This is a genomic window from Methylocaldum sp. (genome assembly GCF_039794385.1).
Classification (GTDB): domain Bacteria; phylum Pseudomonadota; class Gammaproteobacteria; order Methylococcales; family Methylococcaceae; genus Methylocaldum.
Genome location: NZ_JBDIVO010000063.1, coordinates 1 through 18,732, shown reverse-complemented (window position 1 = coordinate 18,732; position 18,732 = coordinate 1). Strand labels below are relative to the sequence as shown.

Sequence of the window (18,732 nt, the reverse complement as noted above, 5' to 3'; positions counted from 1 at the left end):
CTTCCCTCCACCCTTATTCAGCGTCCGACAATATGCCAATAATCTGGATACGTTGATGATAGAGCTCTCTGCCACTCTGATTCAGCCATGGATATATCTTGAGAGCCATCATGTAAGCACCAGTGCGGTGAGGCAGAAAGCGATGCAATAGCGAGCGAGTCTTGTAGTTCGCAGCATGCTAGATACCCGGCTGGCACCCCGCGGCCGGGTTTCTTATTGAAGCTGGGCTAAAAGCGGGAGCTGATTTGGCGATCGACGAATGAAAGCGCTTTTGATTTTGATGCTGGCCGTATCCTTCGGCCTCCGGGCCGAAGAAGGCTGGGTCAACTACTACAAAGATCCGCAAAAGGCGGCGGAATGGGAAAAGCACTTGGCCGACACCCCCGAAGATCCGCTCATCATCAAGCGCCATGCCCTACGAGCCGGCCTTTGCAAAATGGTCAACGAAGGCAAGGTCGAACTCGAGGAAGCGATCCGGATCTGGGACATCGAACACGCGCGAAGCGTCAATGAGCGGCTGCTGGCTGCTGGATGAAATGAAGCGCGGCCGGAAACGAATGCTCTAACCATCGAGCCTAAGGCAAATAACCAAAGCCTGACTCCTTTACAAGCATTCGTAGGTCGGCAATCCTTTGCCGACGAAGACGCTCGGCCTGACGTGTCGTCGGGAAAGGATTCCCGACCTACTCGCTGACGGATCGTAGCCACGGTACCCCCCTTGAACTGGCGTCGACGGACTTTTTGTCCGCTTCCGTGTGGTTTCTGCCACACCTGAAGCGATTTTTGTCCGATTTTTACCTGTTTTTGGTGGGTATTGGCAATAAAAAATATCGGCGGTATCGCGCCGATATCTTGATATCTATATGATTTTGGTGGGATTTTATGGAGGCTGAGGTCGGAATCGAACCGGCGTCCACGGCTTTGCAGGCCGCTGCATGACCACTCTGCCACTCAGCCTAAGTGGGCTTGCCAAAGTAAAAAGCCGCGTCTCTTATCGCGGCTTTCTGAATTTGGAGCGGGAAACGAGACTCGAACTCGCGACCCCAACCTTGGCAAGGTTGTGCTCTACCAACTGAGCTATTCCCGCGTCGTGCTGTTGAGAGTTGGAATTTTAGGTATCACTGGAGGCTTTGTCAACTCTTCGTTATCGCCTTTGAGCACTGGCAGTGCGGCCTTCAGATAATTGACCATCGACCAGAGCGTCAGTATGGCGGATATCAGCAGAAACAACTGCCCGAGGTTTTTTAGAAAACCTAGCCAGACATCCATGCTCAGCAGGAGCGTGACTATCGCGAGCATCTGGGCGGTCGTTTTCCATTTGCCCAGCCAAGATACTTCCACGCGCTTGCGCTGTCCGACTTCCGCCATCCATTCGCGCAGAGAGGCGATCGTGATTTCGCGTCCGATGATGACTGCGGCAGCGATGGCTACGTAAGGACTGGGGTCGGCCTGGACGATCAAGACCAGCGTGACGGCCACCATCAGCTTGTCGGCGACGGGATCGAGAAATGCCCCGAAGCGGGTGGTTTGGCTCATTTTGCGGGCCAGATAACCATCCAACCAGTCGGTTACGGCGGCGACTGCAAAAATCAACGCGCAGGCGATGTGGGCGCCACTCCACGGTAGATAGAAAAAGACGACCAGGACCGGAATCAACACGATCCGAAGTAACGTCAAGTTGGTGGGGAGATTCAACTCCATGTTCAGCTTTCTCTCTCGTGGAACGTTTCATAAATGCGCTTTGCCAATTGAGCGCTGATGCCTTCGACGCTGCTCAGGGCGTCCACGCCGGCACGGCTGATTTCCCTGAGGCCGCCGAACTGTCGCAACAGTTGCTGGCGCCGCTTCGGACCCAGTCCCGCGATATCGTCGAGAGTGGACTGTTTTCGGGCTTTGGCGCGTCGTTGACGATGCCCTGTGATGGCGAAACGGTGGGCTTCGTCGCGAATCTGCTGAATCAGTAGCAGGGCGGGCGAGTGGCTGGGCAGAATGATGGCATCGGACGAGCCCGCCGGGAAGAGGGTTTCCATTCCCGGTTTACGATCGGGACCCTTGGCCACTCCGACAGTGCGAATGCTATTCATTCCGAGTTCGCTCAAAACCTCGCGCACGGCGTTGACCTGGCCTTTGCCGCCGTCGATGAACAGGATGTCCGGCGCTTCGATCTCGCCCTGCTTGATTCGCTGATAACGCCGCGAAACCGCTTGCGCCAGGGCGCCGTAGTCGTCACCGGGCGTAACGCCCTCGATGTTGAAGCGGCGGTAAGCGGATTTGACCGCACCTTGCCGGTCGAACACCACGCAGGATGCGACGGTTTGGTCGCCCTGGGTATGGCTGATGTCGAAGCATTCCAGGCGTTTCGGCGGTTCCGGGCAATGTAGGGCCTCGCCCAGACTGAGAAAGCGCGCATACAGGTCCTGCCGATTCGCCAATTTCGCATTCAAGGCGTTCTCGGCATTGATGAGCGCCAGCTGCAGGCGTTTCTGACGTTCGCCGCGGAGCCGCGCCGCGATCTGCACGGCATGGCCGGATTGGCTGGCGAGCACTTCTGCGACTAGCTCGGCATCCTCGATCGGATGGCTGATGAGGATTTCTCGGGGAACCTGTTTCCCAAGGTAAAACTGAGGGATGAACGCCGCCAGGATGCTGCCCGGATCGTGCTCCTCCAGCATGCTGGGGAAGTAGGCGCGGTCGCCGATTTGCTGTCCGCCGCGAATGAACAACATCTGTACGCAGGCGACGTTGCCCTTGATTGCGCAGGCGATGATGTCGATATCGCCGTGTTCGCCGTGTACCGCCTGTTTTGCCAAGACCGTTCTCAGACTCGCGATCTGGTCGCGATAGCGCGCCGCTCGCTCGAAATGGAGATCGGCCGCGGCTTTTTCCATGCGTCCCGCCAAATCGTCGATCAGCCGCTTGCCGTTTCCCTCCAGGAACATGACGGTATCCTGCACGTCCTGGGCGTATGTTTCACGATCGATCAGATCCACGCAGGGCGCGGTACAGCGTTCGATTTGGTATTGCAGGCAGGGGCGAGAGCGGTTTTGGAAGTAAGAATCCTGGCACTGACGCACGGGAAAGATCTTCTGCAGCAACTTTAAGCTTTCCCGCACCGCGCTGGCGCTCGGATAAGGCCCGAAGTAGCGGCCGAGCTTGCTCTTGGCGCCACGATGGAAGGTAATGCGAGGAAAAGGCTGATGGGTCGAAACATAAATATAAGGATAGCTCTTGTCGTCGCGCAGATTGATGTTGTAGCGCGGCTTGTGGCGCTTGATGAGCTGGCTTTCCAGAAGGAGCGCCTCGCCCTCGGTGTGCGTCACCCTCACGTCGATCGAGCATATCCGTGCCACCATGGCTTGCTGCTTGGGCGAACAGTCTTTGCCCGAAAAATAGCTGGATACCCGCTTTTTCAGGTTTTTCGCCTTGCCGACGTAAATCACTTCACCCTTGTCATCCAGCATCCTGTAAACACCAGGTAGCTGGGTCAGAGTTTCGAGGAAAGCTTTGATGTCGAAGGACGGGGCGTCTTCGCGCAAATTCATGACAGATAGGCCGATTCGTCAAGAAGAGAACATTATAATCCCGAACGGGCAAGGGCACGCAGTTCGACAGTCTGTCGCCTTACCTCAAGAACAATGGACGTACAGGCCGAGCGCTGCAGAATCAAGCAAAGGAAACCGCAAGACGGCGCGACAATAAAAACGCCGGATCTTCCATCTTTCAAGCCGTGACAGCGATAATGGTCAATCAGCTTCATCGGCGTGATTCTGCTGTTTTGCATGGGATTGCCTTGGGCCAGAGCGGCGCAATCGGAACGTGTTTTAATAAAGACCACCGTTCATTCTGATCGTGCCCGTTGCCGGGCGGAAAAAGCATTTGTCGATACAGGTGATATTCCGCCGGGTTCATCCGTTTTTCCGTGAAAAAATGACGGCGGAATTCTAAGAAAGAAGTGATCGTCGCTTTTGTTTACTCACTCTAATACCAATATGGATATTTCCGACTCGACTTCGCTTCGCTCCCGCGAACGGGCGTGGGCTCTCTACGACGTGGCGACCTCGTCGTTCGCCACGACGGTGATGGCGGCTTTTTTTCCGGTCTTTTTCAAGCAGTTTTGGGCGAGCGGGCTGCCGGTGACGGAAAGCACCTTTTGGCTGGGGGCGGTAAGTTCTGTAGGCGCTTTGGTCGCGCTGGTTCTGGCGCCGGTGCTCGGATCGCTGTCGGACGCCGGGGGGTGGAAGAAGCCTTTGCTCGCGCTTTGCGCGTTCATCGGCATTACCATGACCGCAGGACTCTTCTGGATCGAGCAGGGAGCCTGGGAATTGGCGCTTACCCTATTCGGCCTCGGGCTCGTGGGGTTTTCCACCGGAATGGTTTTTTACGACGCGCTGTTGCCTTCGGTGACGATTCCCGCCCGCTTCGAGCATGTATCCGCCTTCGGGGTGGGGATGGGCTATCTCGGCGGTGGCGCGCTCTTCGCCGTCAACATTCTGATGACGCAAAAGCCGGAGTGGTTCGGTCTTGCGGATGCGTCCGCCGCAGTCCGAATGTCGTTCCTGTCCGTGGCCGTATGGTGGTTCGTGTTCACCCTGCCTTTGCTGTTCGTCGTTCGGGAGCCGCCTCCCCGGTGTGCCAGCGGTGCCAACGCCGTCAAGTATGGGTTGATGCAGCTTCGGGAAACCTTCCGGCATGTCCGGCGGCTGAAGATCGTCATGCTGTTCTTGGGCGCTTACTGGCTTTACATCGATGGCGTGGACACCATCGTCCACATGGCGGTGGACTACGCGCTGGCGATCGGCTTCGATGCCGGCGGGCTGATGTTGGCCTTGCTCATCACGCAAGCCGTCGGCGTTCCGGCAACGCTCGCTTACGGCTGGCTCGGTCAGCGCTTCGGCGCCAAATCCGGCATTCTCGCGGGACTCGCGACGTATGCGTTGCTGGTGGTTTGGGGTTCCGTCATGAGCCGGCAGTGGGAGTTTTACGGGATCGCCGTGGGCATAGGCTTGGTCCAGGGCGGGGTTCAGGCTCTCAGCCGAGCGCTTTACGCGCGCCTCATTCCGAAAGAAAAGTCCGGCGAATTCTTCGGTTTTTTCAACCTGCTCAGCAAGTTCGCGGCGGTTCTGGGTCCCGTGCTGGTGGGGATCGTCAGCCATGCCACCGGCGAACCGCGGCTTTCGATACTCTCCTTGCTGGTGCTCTTTACCCTGGGCGGCGCGCTGCTCTGGAATGTCGATGTGGCCGAAGGCGAACGGCGCGCCGCGGAGTTGTAGGTATGCCTGCTACACCGCCGGTTGCCGCGGCAGGCACCAGGAAACTAGCACCGTCATGGCCAGGACAACCACGCCCAGGGCGAGAATCGCAGCCACCGGGCCGATGCCCTGAGTCGACGCGAAGGTATAAATCCCCATGCTCACCAGCATCGCGGCGTTCTGAAAGAAATTCTGGACCGCCACGGCGCCGCCGCTGCCGACCGTATGATGACCGATCTGCTGGATCGCCGCGTTAAGCGGCACGACGAACAGGCCGCCGGCGATGCCGATGGCCAGCAGCGTCGCTCTGGCCGGCCACAGGCTATCGACACCGGCCAGGAGCAGAAAAAATAGGCTCAGCGCATACGCGGCAAGCCGTGCACGCCGGATGTGCTCCAGGGGAATTAGGCGCGGGACTATACCTGAGCCAATGACGATGCCGACGGCGAGAAACAGGGTCAGCTGCGCGATTTCCCCCGCGGTTTGCGTATCGAGCACTTGCGGCGCCCAGGTTACGAGAATAATTCTCAGAGTGGCGGCAGAGGCCCAGAACAAGCTCAGGGCGATTAGAACTAACCGGGCACGTTCTGATTTCAATAGCTCTTTGATTACGTGCACCAGTTTGGTCAAGGACGAACCGGGGCGCGCGCCGCGTGCCGGCAGCCTGGGCAAGAGGAGCGTAACCCCGGCGGAAATGACATAGAACGCGACGGTCAAGGCAAGCGCCAGATCGATCGAGGCATCGGCGAGCTTCGCTCCGATCACGGTGCCCAGCAGGATCGCGGCGATGGTCGCGCCTTCGATCCAACTGTTGATCCTGACCAACCGCGTGTGATCGGCCAGTTCGGGCAAGATCCCGTATTTGGCGGGGCTGTAGGTTGCCGCACCCACGCCGACGACGGCATAGCCGATCAGAGGCTCGACGCCGAGCAGTATCAGAAGTCCGCCGAGTGCCTTGACGACATTCGCCAAAATAAGAACCTTCGGCTTCGAATGCCGGTCGGCGAACGCTCCGACCCAGGGCGTCAGCATCACGAACGCCACCAGGAAAACGCTTTGCAGGGCCGGGACGTACCAGGGGCCGCGATCACCGCTTTGCAGCACGATGGCGATGACCGTGAAGAGCATGGCGTTGTCCGAGAACGCGGAGAGAAACTGCGCAGCGATCAGCGAACGAAGTCCCCGGTTCATGATTCGCTCCCTTCCCGGACGAACCCGGTAAGCGCCGGATAATCCACCTTGCCGGTGGCAAGCAGGGGCAGTTCCTTGAGCACCCGGATATCCTTGGGCAGACAGAGTTCGCCGACACCTTCCTGCTGTGCTCGGGCTGTTAGTTCGGCGCGATCGGCGTTCCGGTACTCGGTGGCGAGTACGATCTTTTCGCCTTTCTTGGGGTCGGACAGCGCAACCGCCGCGTGCCGCTGTCCCGGCCAAATCCGCGCGGCCAGCTCTTCGACCGCGTTAAGCGACACCATTTCCCCGCCGATCTTGGCGAACCGTTTGACGCGGCCGAGAATGCTGACGAAACCTTCCTCGTCGATGCGGACGATATCGCCGGTGTCGTACCAGCCGAGTCCATACTGCGAGGCGGGCGGCTCGAGTTCGCCCGAATGCCCGGGGCGGAGGTAGCCCAGCATGACGTTGGGGCCGGTCACGTGGAGGCGCCCTCCCTCGGTTACGCCGGGAACCTCTTCCAGCCGCCATTGGATGCCGGGGAAAAAGCGCCCCACCGTGCCTTCCCGGTAGTACATGGGCGTATTGGCGGATAATACCGGCGAAGTTTCCGTGGCCCCGTAGCCTTCCAGTACGCGGAGTCCGAATTTCTCGGCCCAAAGCTTGCGGGTATCGGCTTGCAGTTTTTCCGCGCCGGCGAAGACATAGCGCACGCTATAAAAATCGTAGGGATGGGCATGCTTTGCATAACCGTGGAGAAAGGTATTGGTGCCGAACAGGATCGTGGCGTTGATGTCGTAGGCCACTTCGGGAATGATTCGGTAATGCAAAGGCGAGGGATACAGGAACAGGCGCATGCCGGACAGCAAGGGCAGCAGCGTGCCGGCGGTCAAACCGAAGGCGTGAAAGACGGGCAGAACGTTGAGGATGACGTCCTGGGCATTGAAATCGAAGCGTGCGGCGAGCTGTTCGCGGTTGGAGAGGAGGTTAGCGTGGGAAAGCACGACCCCTTTCGGTTCGCCCTCCGAACCCGAGGTGAACAGGATTACCGCCGGATCATCCGGGTTGCGCCGGCCGCGGTACCAGTAATCGGCGGTGAGCGCGGCGAGGAAAGCCCTGAGCTTGTCCCGGGCGCCCAGCTCCCGGCCCAGGTCTTCGAGATAGATCACCCTCGCTTTTTCCGACAAAGCCTCTACGGATTCCTCCAATTTCGCCGTGGCGACGAAACGACGGGCCGTGACCACGGTCTTGATTTTCGCCGTGGCGCAGCTCGACAGGAGATTGCGGGTGCCGGCGCTGAAATTCAGCATGGCGGGGAGGCGCCCGTGAACTTGAAGCCCCAGGAATGCGGCTACCGTACCGCTCAGGTTGGGCAGCAAGAGACCGACCGCTTCGCCGTCTTCGGTTTTTTCCGCCAGTTTGCGGCCCAGGGCGAGGACTTGTGCGATCAGCCGATCATAGCTGAGGGGTTTCCGCTGTACGTCCTCGAGCACGCGATGCCCGCCGCCGTGAGTCCTCCGTGCGTCGAGCAAGGCCGAGAACACCGTCCGCCGGTAATTGCTGGTCTCGAACATCATCTCGCTCATCAAATCGGACAGCATGAGCCCGACCTGATGCCGCCGCTCGGGACCAGTGATCTCCGACGGCGGACTGACTTCGCGGGGCGGCAGAATGTTCAGCGTGATAGGCGGAAACCAGCGCAGCCGCACCACCCCGTGCAGACGGGAAAATATGGTGTATTGAGTGCCGTCGATTCGGATCGGCAGAACCGTTGCGCCGGATTTTTCGGCGATCAGCCCGGCGCCGTCGTAAATCTTCATCAAGGCTCCGGTCACCGTGATGCGTCCTTCCGGAAAAATCACCGCTTTGCGGTCCTCTTTCAGATAATGGGTCAGGGCCTTGACCGACAGCGGCTGGGTGGGGTCCATCGGAAACACCTTGGCGAACCTGAGAGCCGGCCGCACCCACCAGTGCTGGGCGATGTGGGTATTGATCGCGAATGTGACCTCGTCCGGCAGAAAGACCCACAAGAGTATCGGGTCGAGGTAGGACGAGTGATTGGCGGCGATCAGGACTCGAGCCCCCGCCTTTTGGTAGTTTTCGAGACCGACGACTTTGACGCGGAACAGCCGGGCGAGAATCCAGCGAAGCATTATTTTTATCATGGTGTTCACCTCCGAGAAGAAAGTCTAGGTCAAAAATAAACAGTGTTCAATATATTCCAGTGCGGTGAACAGATTAATGCGCAACCTCGGCAAACCGTCGCAATCAAAGGTAATATAGGACCCGTCCGCAACTCTGATACCCGTCATGACTCTGAAAACTCTTCGCCTGTCTTGCTTCGTGCTTTTTCCATGTCTGCTGCTCGGTGGCTGTACGCCGCTCATCCATCCCTCGGGACCCGAACATGTTGAACCGCAGCTCCGTAAAGCCCATTTCGTCGCTACGGATGGCGCCGTTTTGCCGGTGCGATCCTGGCTTCCTCACGATGGCAAAGCCAAGGCGGTGGTCGTGGCGCTCCACGGTTTCAACGATTACAGCAATGCTTTCACCATGCCCGGCCGCTATCTGAGCGAGCACGGAATTGCCTTGTACGCCTACGATCAGAGAGGCTTCGGGAATGCGCCGGGACGGGGCCTCTGGGCCGGAATGGATGCCTATGTCGACGATCTGAGACAATTCACGCGACTCGTCGGCAAGAACCATCCGGGCAAACCGGTTTATATCCTCGGCGAGAGTATGGGCGGAGCCTTGGCGATTGTTGCGACGGCATCGGAACGGCCTCCGCTGGCCGATGGGATCATTCTCTCGGCACCGGCCGTGTGGGGCAGGAGCACCATGCCCTGGTATCAACGGGCCTTGCTTTCGATTTCGGTAAGTACCGTGCCCTGGCTTCAGTTGACCGGGGAAAGCCTCGGGATTCTCCCTTCCGACAATATCGAGATGTTGCGCGGTCTCGGTCGCGATCCCCTGGTCATAAAGGAGACGCGAGTCGATGCGATTTACGGGCTGGTCAATCTCATGGACGAGGCGCTTTCGCGAGTTGAGCAGCTGAATAAAGAGGTTTTAGTCCTCTATGGCGAGCACGACCAAGTGATCCCCAAAGAGCCCGTTTCCCTAATGCTGAAGAAGCTGTCGAAAACCGGGACCGCCCGTGTCGCGCTTTACGAGCAGGGTTACCATTTGCTGCTGCGCGATCTGAGCGCCGCCAAGCCTTGGGCCGATATCGCGGCGTGGGTTGCGGATAGGTCCAAACCCTTGCCGTCGGGAGCCGACAGGCGGAACATGCTGGCTTTCCTCAATCCTTGAGGCACTAGAGCATTTTCCGGTTTGACGTAGCGCCCGAAGTAGGTCGGCAATCCTTTGCCGACACCTTCGCCGGCAAAGGATTGCCGACCTACCACATGCGGGGCGGTTTTCCCAGTCTACGCCGGTCACTGTGGCGAAAAACGCTTAGGGCGCGAGTAAAACCGCGTCCGGTGGGGCTGTTACCGGCCGCGTATAAGAAGCGGCTTATAGCGCCGGGAGGTGGGGGATTCCGTTGGAACCCGTCGCGCCGCCGTAACCGGCGTAATGACTATCAGCCTTTCCGGAGTGCTTTGGCCAACGCCTCCGCCATGGCGCCTTGCGGTTTGGAGGAGGGTTCCTGCCGTGGCTTTTTGGCTCTGGGTTCGGCTGTCCTACCCGAGGTGCGCGACGAATCCCGCTCCGAACCGGGAGTGGGGGCCGCATCCTTTTTCATCGACAGACCGATGCGGCGTCTCGGTACGTCCACTTCAAGCACTTTCACTTTCACCACGTCTCCCGCCTTGACCACCTCGCGCGGGTCTTTGACGAACTTGTCGGACAAGTGCGAGATGTGCACCAGGCCGTCCTGGTGCACGCCGATGTCGACGAAAGCGCCGAAATTGGTGACATTGGTGACGACGCCTTCGAGCATCATGCCGGGTTTGAGGTCCTCGATCTTGTCCACGCCTTCCTTGAACTGTGCGGTCTTGAATTCCGGACGCGGATCGCGGCCGGGCTTTTCCAGCTCGCGCAGAATGTCGGTGACGGTCGGAAGGCCGAAGCGTTCGTCGGTGTAATTCTCGGCGTTGACGCCGCGTAGGAAGGCCGCGTTGCCGATCAATTCGCGGATATCCTTGCCGGTGGTGCCGATGATGCGTTCCACCACCGGATAAGCCTCGGGGTGCACGGCCGAGGTGTCGAGCGGATTGTTCCCGTTCATGATGCGGAGAAATCCGGCCGCCTGCTCGAAGGTTTTTTCTCCGAGTCGCGGGACTTTTTTGAGATCTTCGCGGCTGTTGAAAGCGCCGTTCTGGTTTCGGTATTCGACGATGTTCTGGCTGATGGTCTGGGACAGTCCGGAAACGTAACGGAGCAGCGAAGCCGAAGCCGTGTTCACGTCGACGCCCACGGCATTCACGCAGTCCTCGACCACCGCGTCGAGGCTTTTGGAGAGCTGCGACTGGTTAACATCGTGCTGGTATTGGCCGACGCCTATGGCCTTGGGTTCGATTTTTACCAGTTCGGCCAAGGGGTCCTGCAAGCGGCGGGCGATCGAAACGGCACCGCGCAGTGAGACGTCGAGATCCGGAAATTCCTTGGCGGCCAGTTCGGACGCCGAATAAACCGATGCCCCCGCCTCCGACACCATCACCTTGGTGATATTCAATTCGGGATGGCGCTTGATGAGATCGCCGACCAGCTGATCGGTCTCGCGGGAGGCGGTGCCGTTGCCCGTGGCGACCAGTTCGACGCCGTGCTGGGCGATCAGCCGGGCCAGCGTTGCGATCGATTGATCCCACTGATTTTGCGGCACGTGGGGGTAAATCGTCGCGGTTTCCAGCAGCTTGCCGGTTTTGTCCACCACCGCGACCTTGACGCCGGTGCGTAGCCCCGGATCCAGGCCCATGGTGGTGCGGGGGCCGGCGGGCGCCGCGAGCAGCAAATCCTTGAGGTTCTTGGCGAAAACCTGAATCGCCTCGGCTTCGGCGGCTTCGCGGAGGCGCTGCTTGAGGTCGAGGTCGATGCGGGTCAGGATTTTGACTTTCCAGGCGTAATGCACCGTGTCGGCCAGCCAGCGGTCCGCGGGCCGCCCTTTGTCGGCGATGCCGAAGGTCCTCGCGATCAGGCTTTCCGCGGCTTTATGCGCGGCGTCCTCATCCTTGCCGACTTTCAGGGCCAGGTCCAGCACGTCCTCGTTGCGTCCCCGGAACAGGGCCAGCGCGCGATGGGACGGGATCTTCGCGATAGGCTCGGCGAAATCGAAATAGTCCCGGAACTTCGCTCCGGCCTGTTCTTTCCCATCGGCGACCGTCGAGGCGAGGATGCCCTCGTTCCAAATTCGTTCACGCAGCTCGGCCAGAAGCCCGGCGTGCTCGGCGAACCGTTCCATGAGGATTTGCCTTGCCCCTTCCAGCGCCGCCGCGACGTCGGGAACGCCTTTGTCCGCATCGACGTATTGCTGTGCTTCCGTCTCCGGTACCAGGGACGGATCGCCAAGCAAGGCGTCGGCCAGGGGTTCCAGACCGGCTTCCCGCGCGATTTGGGCCTTGGTGCGCCGTTTGGGTTTGTAGGGAAGGTAAAGGTCTTCCAGCAGGGTCTTGGTGTCGGCGGCGAGAATGGCTTGTTCCAGCTCCGGGGTCAGCTTGTCCTGTTCTCGGATGCTGTCCAGGATGGTCTGGCGGCGGTCCTCGAGTTCGCGGAGATAAGAGAGCCGAACTTCCAAGGTTCTGAGCTGCGTATCGTCCAAACCGCCCGTCGCTTCTTTACGGTAGCGCGCAATAAACGGCACCGTAGCTCCTTCGTCCAGCAGGTCCACGGCTGCCTGGACCTGTCTTTCTCGGACGCCGAGCTCTTCAGCGATACGGGCGATGATGTTCATCAACAAACCTCAAGAGTAAAAAGGGGTGAAATTTTAGCATTCGCGGATGTTTCCAAAAATCCGCCAGTAGAATCACAGTGACTTTTCGGCGATGACGATGGTGGAGTCGTCGGTTTTGGTATGACAGGTGAACGCCAGCCGTTTCATTAGGCCGAGCATTTTGACGTTGTTCGCCAGGATTTCGCCCCGCAAAGATTTGAGCCCCATCTCGCGAGCGGCGTCGATCAGGCAGGACATCAGCCGTGTACCCAACCCACGGTGCTGCCATTCGTCGGCAACCACCAGGGCGAATTCGGCGGTTTCGCCATCCGGATTGGTGAAATAGCGCGCCACGCCGAGTTCCGTTTCTTCGGCCCCGGAATCGACGATGGCGACGAGCGCCAGTTCGCGGTCGTAATCAAGCTGAGTCAAACGTATCAGCATGTCCTGACTCAATTCCTGCAAGGCGTTCATGAAGCGGAAGAATTTGGCCTCGGGCGAAAGCTGCTTCACGAAACGCTTCTCGATTTCCGCGTCTTCGGGACGGATCGGCCGAATGATGATGTTGGTGCCGTCGGCGAGCTGATACTGTCTAATCAAGTGGCCGGGATAGGGGTGGACAGCCATGTGCCCGTAGGGCCGGCGTCCAGGCTGCGGCTCATGCACCGCAATGCGGGCATCCAGGGCGAACACGCCTTGGTCGTCCGCCACCAGAGGATTGATATCCATCTCCTTGATCTCGGGGAGTTCGCAGACCATCTCCGAGAGCCGCAGCAACACTTGTTCGATCGCCTCCAGCTTGACCGGCGGGAGGTTGCGGAACTGTCCGAGCAGCCGTGCGACACGGGTTTGGCCGATCATCGTCTGGACGATGTGCTCGTTGAGCGGGGGCAGGGCGACCGCACGGTCCTTGAGGATTTCCACCGCCGTGCCGCCCGAGCCGAAACTCACGACCGGGCCGAAAATCGGATCGTCGACCACGCCGACCAGCAGTTCCCGGCCGTTGCGGTTACGGTACATCTTTTCGACCGTTACGCCCTCGATCCGCGCGTTCGGCCTTCGGGCTTGCACCGTCGACACCAGATCGTTATAGGCGTTCCGCACCGTCTGGGCGCTGTTGATGTTGAGCCGGACGCCGTCGACATCGGACTTGTGGGTGATGTCCGGCGACAGGATCTTCAGCGCGACCGGAAAACCCAGGTATTCGGCCGCCGATAACGCCTCGTTGGGCGAATGGGCGTTCAGCGCCGGCGGCACGGGAATGTCGAAGGCGCGCAGAACGGCGCGGGTCTCGAGCGAGGATAGCAGCGTCCGCCGTTCCGCCAGGGCGCCCTCGATGATGAGGCGGGCGCCGGTCAGGTCTGGCATCTGGTGCGAGGCCAACGGCCCCGGCACCTGCATCAGCATCTGTTGGTTACGGTGATATTCCGCCAGATAGCCGAACGCTTCGATGGCGCTCTCGGGGTTCGCGAAGGTCGGAATCTGATGTGCGGTAAACAGTTCTCGCCCTTTTTGGACGTAGGTTTCTCCCAGCCAGCAGGTGAGTATCGGCTTGCGGCTCTGTTCGGCGGCGCGAATGACGGCCTCCGCGGCTTCCGTGGGATCGGTCATGGCCTGCGGCGTGAGCAACACCAGGGCGCCGTCCACGCTTTCGTCGGCCAGACAGACCTCGACGGCCGCCCGATACCGTTCGGGGGTGGCGTCGCCCAGGATATCGACGGGATTATTGTGCGACCACTGTTTGGGCAGCACCGCGTTCAGCTTGTCGAAGGTCGGTCCGCCCAGTTCGGCGAGCCGGATGCCTTGCTCGACGGCCCGGTCGGTTGCCATCACCCCCGGTCCGCCCGCGTTGGTGATGATCACGAGGCGATTGCCTCGAACGCGGTGCTGGGTCGCGAGGAGCTGGGCGGCGGCGAAAAGCTGTTCGATGGTGGTGGCCCGAACCACGCCGGCCCTTTGCAGCGCGGCGTCGAAGACATCATCCGAACCGACCAGCGCGCCGGTGTGCGACATGGCCGCTCGGGAGCCTTCGGCATGGCGGCCGGCCTTGATCACGATCACCGGCTTCATGCGAGCCGCGGCCCTGAGCCCGCTCATGAAACGCCGCGCATCACGCACGCCTTCCACGTACATCAGGATGCTGCGGGTTTCGGGATCGAGAGCGAGATAGTCTAGGATGTCCCCGAAGGTGACATCGGCTCCGGCGCCTAAGGACACCATGGTCGAAAAACCGATGCGATGGGCGCTCGCCCAGTCCAGAATCGCCGTGCAAAGCGCTCCCGACTGGGAGACCAGGGCGAGCGAACCCGGTTCCGCGACATTATTGCTGAAAGTGGCATTGAGGCCGACCGAAGGGCGCATCAGCCCCAGGCAGTTGGGACCGAGAATCCGGAGCCCATAGCGCTTGCCTTCTTCCAGCAAGGCCCGCTCCAGCATTCGGCCGTTGCCCTCCTGTTCGGCAAATCCCGCCGAAATGACGATGGCGGCCTTGACCCCTTGTTGGCCGCAAGCGCGGATGATGAGGGGGACGGTGGCGGCCGGTGTGGCGATGATCGCGAGATCCACGTGTTCCTTCACCTCTTCGATCGACGAGAAACAGACCTGATCCCGGACCAGTTGATACTTGGGATTGATCGGGTAGATCGGGCCTTGAAAACCGCCGTCCAAGAGATTTTGATAGATCCGCGCGCCGACCGAGTCGGGCAACTCGCTGGCCCCGAACACGGCTATGGACTTCGGGCTGAACAAATGCTCGAGGTAATGGCGTGCCATATCGGCCTCAGATTCTGGTGAGGAGGATTTCGCCGATTTCGCCGTCGGTGAGCGTTACCGGATTTGTCTGCATGCTGGTGCCGCGGGCGTTGGCGACGATCTTAGGGATGTGCGCCGATTCCACGCCGAAATGGCCGAGGCGCTTCAGAGCCAGCCGTTCGGTCCAATCGTGCAACTGTTCGACCAAGGCGTTGCAAGCTTCCATCTGGGTTTTGAAGCCATGGCCGGTCAGGAGTTCGGCGATACCGGCGTATTTCTTCAAGGCCGGATTCTCCGGAGCTCTCTCCCGCAGCGCGCGGATATTGATGGCCGTGGCTTCGGCGAGCAGGGTGCCGCAGGCGAGACCGTGGGGTATCGGATAGAAAGCACCCAGCGGCGCGGCGAGCCCGTGTACCGAGCCCAGTCCCGCCTGCGCCAGGGTGACGCCGGACACGAGCGATGCATAAGCGATGGCGCTGCGCCCGGCTCGGGCTTGCTCGCCGTCGCCTCCTTTCAATGCTGCGACGAACCCGCCGCAAAATGCTTCCATGCCGCTTTTCGCGAGGGCGTCGGTCATCGGGTTGGCGCGAGCGGAAACGTACGATTCCAATAATTGCGTGAACGCGTCCATGCCGTCGGCGGCGATGAGATCCGGCGGGCAAGTGTCGAGCAGATCGGGATCGACGATCGCGTATTCGGGAACCAGGCAGTCATGGCGGAACGATTTCTTGAAGCCGTGCTCGCCGCGCACGCTCAAGACGGCGTTCTTGGTCGCTTCGCTGCCGGTGCCGGCGGTGGTGGGCACGGCGATGAACGGCGTAGCAGGTCCGGTGTAAGGAATGTTACGGCCTACGCCCTCGAGGTGATCCATGACCGAATTGCCGTGGGGCAGGAGTCCCGCGATGGCCTTGGCGGCGTCCAGCACGCTGCCGCCCCCGATGGCGACCACCAGGCCGATGTTGCGGCCATGAAAGGCGGCGACGGCATCGTCCACCAACTGCGGCGTGGGCTCGTCACTGACGGTCATGTGTTCGAAGATCATGCCCTGCTCGGTCAGGTTATCCGTCAGCCAGGGCCAGCGCGACGACGAGCGGAAGGAGCGCACTCCGGTGACGAGCAGCGCTTTGTGACCGTAGGAGCGAGCCAGTTTCGGCAGTTCCGCCAATTGGCCGGAACCGAAAAGAATGCGGGGAAGGCGGGAAATCGAAAATACGGGGATAGTCATGAGTGCGTCTGGCTGCGGGTCCTGCGGCGATGGATCGCGACATAAATTCCAACCAGGACGATGCTGAATATGATCACGTCGATGACCGCGTGTTCCGAATAGCGCGCGATCAGCTCCTGGTTTTCACCGATGAAATAGCCGATCCAGCTGAGCACCGATACCCAGATCCCCGCCCCGAGCAGCGTGTAAAAGCTGAACTTGAGATGATTCATGTTGGCGAGGCCGGCCGGTAACGAGATCAGATGTCTCGCTACGGGCAGGAGCCGCCCGACGAAGGTGGAGATTTCGCCGTGCGCGAGGAAAAACTTCTCCACCCGGTTGAAGTGCTCCTCGGTAATCCAGACGTACTTGCCGTATTTGATCAGGAGCGGCCTGCCCAGCCAGCGCGCGACGAAATAGTTGGCGTAAGCCCCGACCAGGCTTCCCGCCGTTCCGCTGAGGATCACCAGGGTCATGTCCATCTTGCCCTGCTGGGCCAGATAGCCCGCGGGCGGCATGACGATTTCGCTGGGGATGGGGAAAACCGAGCTTTCCATGGCCATCAGCAGAAAAATTCCGGTGTAGCCCATCGCGCCGATGGTCGTCACCAGCCAATTGATCAGTTCATGCATCGGGAATTCCTTAATCCTGAAAGAGAGGGCTGTTTGTCAAAGCAATCCGCCTTGCAGAGGCACGAAGCTGACAGGTTCGATGATTTCCGCCTGAAACCCGACTTCCGTGCGCGTAATCCGCTGTAGAAACTGCTCGCGTCCGTCGCCGATGGGTATCACCATGACACCACCCCGTGCCATTTGGTCGAGCAGTGGCTGCGGCAGCTCCGGCGGTGCCGCGGTGACGATGATGCCGTCGTAGGGCGCGTAATCGTCCCAGCCCCAGCCGCCGTCACTGTGCTTCATGCGCACATTGCGCAGGTGAAGATCCTGAATGCAGCGGCGGGCGCGCTGCTGAAGGGGGTAAATGCGTTCCACCGAATGAACCCGCTTTACGAGTTGCGCCAATACAGCGGTCTGGTAACCCGAGCCGGTGCCGACTTCGAGCACCTTGTCCAACGGGCCTTTTTCCAGCAGCAGTTCGGTCATGCGAGCCACGATATAAGGCTGGGAGATCGTCTGGTTGAATCCGATCGGGAGCGCCGTGTCTTCGTACGCACGGCTCGCGAAAGCCTCTTCGACAAAGATATGTCTGGGCGTTTCCAGCATGACGGCTAGCACAGACTGATTGCTGATTCCTTGTTCCTTCAATCGGCTGACCATGCGCTCCCTCGTTCTGCGGGAGGTCATGCCGATACCCTGAAGCCGACGGTTCATGGAATAACCTCACGCGGAAGCCAGTCGGCCAATCGCTGAAGACTTTCGTAACGGGTCAAATCGATTTGCAAAGGTGTGACGGATACGTAGTTGTTGCGTATGGCGTGAAAATCGGTGCCGGGTCCGGCATCTTGCTCCGGACCGGCGGAGCCGATCCAGTAGATCTCGCGCCCGCGCGGGTCGGTCGTCCGGATCACGGGTTCGGCCTTGTGGCGCTGGCCCAGACGAGTGGATTGGAAGCCACGAAGCTCTGTCAGGGGAATATCGGGCACGTTGACGTTCAGTATAGTATCGGCCGGCAAGGGGTGTTCCTGGATCTGTTTGAGCAAGGTGACGGCAACTTGGGCTGCCGTGTCGAAGTGCTGCGGATTGCTCGACGCCAAGGAGACCGCGACCGCCGGAAGCCCCAAAAAACGCCCTTCGGTGGCTGCCGCCACCGTGCCGGAGTAGATAACGTCATCTCCCAGGTTGGAACCGTGATTGATGCCGGCGAACACCATGTCCGGCTCCTCATGTAACAATCCCGTGATAGCCAAATGCACGCAATCGGTCGGTGTGCCGTCGATCTTGATGAAGCCGCTTTCGGTTTGGCTGACGCGCAAAGGTCTGTCCAAGGTTAGCGAATTGCTCGCTCCGCTGCGGTTTCGTTCGGGGGCAACAACCGTCAGTCGCGCCCGTTGCCCCAGCGCATTTGCCAAGGCGATCAGTCCTTGGGCGGAATAACCGTCGTCGTTGCTCAACAATATATGCATCAGGCATGCTCCCCCTATTCCTTGACCATTTTACACAAGAACCGGGCCAGTCGGCGCATCTGCTGCGATAGGCGGCTGATGGTCGGCGGGTACAGCCGGCTTCAACTATCGATAACAGATAAGGGGAATTGCGGCATTGGCGGCTCTGCCTTGACGCTGGTTAACGAATCCTCGACGATTGCAAGATTGTCATGGAAGTCGTCACCCCGGCAGGGATTGCCGGGGTCCAGAGGCCATGGATGGCAGAGGCGGATCACATCCCTGTGCCCTGGATTCCGGCAATCCCTGCCGGAATGACGGCAAGAAAAATGTATAGATATGGTCCATCCGAACTTACCCCACCAAGGATTTCATCCGATGAACTCGCAACGTTTGAATATGCTGGCCGAGAAGCTCCGCGCCAACACTC

13 protein-coding genes and 2 tRNA genes are annotated in these 18,732 nt (G+C 59.9%); 3 read left to right on the top strand and 12 right to left on the bottom strand.

Going from position 1 to position 18,732, the window contains the following annotated elements; translation table 11 throughout:
• Positions 1-259: 259 nt before the first annotated feature.
• Positions 260-535 (top strand): hypothetical protein, encoded by a 276-nt coding sequence (locus tag ABJK70_RS08120; RefSeq protein WP_086133537.1) that lies wholly within the window; start codon positions 260-262, stop codon positions 533-535.
• Positions 536-883: 348 nt separating this feature from the next.
• On the opposite strand, the gene ABJK70_RS08115 is transcribed toward ABJK70_RS08120, so the two are convergent.
• The 4 genes from ABJK70_RS08115 to uvrC all read right to left on the bottom strand — a co-directional run bounded on the left by ABJK70_RS08115 (position 884) and on the right by uvrC (position 3,542).
• Positions 884-957 (bottom strand) — tRNA-Cys (locus tag ABJK70_RS08115).
• Positions 958-1,011: 54 nt separating this feature from the next.
• A tRNA-Gly gene (locus ABJK70_RS08110) sits at positions 1,012-1,087 on the bottom strand.
• Positions 1,078-1,701 carry a CDP-diacylglycerol--glycerol-3-phosphate 3-phosphatidyltransferase gene (gene pgsA / locus ABJK70_RS08105; RefSeq protein ID WP_077732488.1) on the bottom strand — a complete coding sequence of 208 codons (624 nt, stop codon included), beginning with the start codon at positions 1,699-1,701 and terminating at the stop codon, positions 1,078-1,080. The genes ABJK70_RS08110 and pgsA overlap by 10 nt, the downstream gene beginning before the upstream one ends.
• Before the next feature lie 2 nt (positions 1,702-1,703).
• On the bottom strand, positions 1,704-3,542 hold the full coding sequence (gene uvrC, locus ABJK70_RS08100; protein WP_347257735.1) for an excinuclease ABC subunit UvrC: 1,839 nt from the start codon (positions 3,540-3,542) through the stop codon (positions 1,704-1,706).
• A gap of 447 nt (positions 3,543-3,989) precedes the next feature.
• On the opposite strand from uvrC, the gene ABJK70_RS08095 reads away from it, so the two are divergent.
• Positions 3,990-5,270, top strand: coding sequence for an MFS transporter (locus ABJK70_RS08095; protein WP_156879844.1), 1,281 nt, complete (start codon positions 3,990-3,992; stop codon positions 5,268-5,270).
• A gap of 9 nt (positions 5,271-5,279) precedes the next feature.
• On the opposite strand, the gene lplT is transcribed toward ABJK70_RS08095, so the two are convergent.
• Together lplT and ABJK70_RS08085 are read right to left on the bottom strand one after the other, a co-directional pair.
• On the bottom strand, positions 5,280-6,440 hold the full coding sequence (gene lplT, locus ABJK70_RS08090) for a lysophospholipid transporter LplT (protein ID WP_156879845.1): 1,161 nt from the start codon (positions 6,438-6,440) through the stop codon (positions 5,280-5,282).
• On the bottom strand, positions 6,437-8,587 hold the full coding sequence (locus tag ABJK70_RS08085; RefSeq protein ID WP_077732484.1) for an AMP-binding protein: 2,151 nt from the start codon (positions 8,585-8,587) through the stop codon (positions 6,437-6,439). Before ABJK70_RS08085 ends, lplT begins: the two co-directional genes overlap by 4 nt.
• A gap of 145 nt (positions 8,588-8,732) precedes the next feature.
• On the opposite strand from ABJK70_RS08085, the gene ABJK70_RS08080 reads away from it, so the two are divergent.
• Positions 8,733-9,731, top strand: a complete 999-nt coding sequence (locus ABJK70_RS08080) for an alpha/beta hydrolase (protein WP_077732483.1) — start codon at positions 8,733-8,735, stop codon at positions 9,729-9,731.
• A 271-nt stretch (positions 9,732-10,002) separates the two neighbouring features.
• On the opposite strand, the gene ABJK70_RS08075 is transcribed toward ABJK70_RS08080, so the two are convergent.
• The 6 genes from ABJK70_RS08075 to surE all read right to left on the bottom strand — a co-directional run bounded on the left by ABJK70_RS08075 (position 10,003) and on the right by surE (position 18,323).
• Entirely contained in the window at positions 10,003-12,309 is a 2,307-nt protein-coding gene (locus ABJK70_RS08075) for a Tex family protein (RefSeq protein WP_347257734.1), read from the bottom strand.
• Between the two features lie 72 nt (positions 12,310-12,381).
• On the bottom strand, positions 12,382-15,060 hold the full coding sequence (locus ABJK70_RS08070; RefSeq protein WP_347257733.1) for a bifunctional acetate--CoA ligase family protein/GNAT family N-acetyltransferase: 2,679 nt from the start codon (positions 15,058-15,060) through the stop codon (positions 12,382-12,384).
• A gap of 7 nt (positions 15,061-15,067) precedes the next feature.
• Positions 15,068-16,264: an iron-containing alcohol dehydrogenase gene (locus ABJK70_RS08065; protein WP_077732480.1), complete on the bottom strand. Its 1,197-nt coding sequence runs from the start codon at positions 16,262-16,264 to the stop codon at positions 15,068-15,070.
• Positions 16,261-16,875: a DedA family protein gene (locus ABJK70_RS08060; RefSeq protein ID WP_077732479.1), complete on the bottom strand. Its 615-nt coding sequence runs from the start codon at positions 16,873-16,875 to the stop codon at positions 16,261-16,263. Before ABJK70_RS08060 ends, ABJK70_RS08065 begins: the two co-directional genes overlap by 4 nt.
• 36 nt (positions 16,876-16,911) lie before the next feature.
• Entirely contained in the window at positions 16,912-17,571 is a 660-nt protein-coding gene (locus tag ABJK70_RS08055; RefSeq protein WP_077732478.1) for a protein-L-isoaspartate(D-aspartate) O-methyltransferase, read from the bottom strand.
• Complete coding sequence (surE, locus tag ABJK70_RS08050) at positions 17,568-18,323, bottom strand: 5'/3'-nucleotidase SurE (protein WP_077732477.1); 756 nt, start codon at positions 18,321-18,323, stop codon at positions 17,568-17,570. Before surE ends, ABJK70_RS08055 begins: the two co-directional genes overlap by 4 nt.
• Positions 18,324-18,732 lie beyond the last annotated feature (409 nt).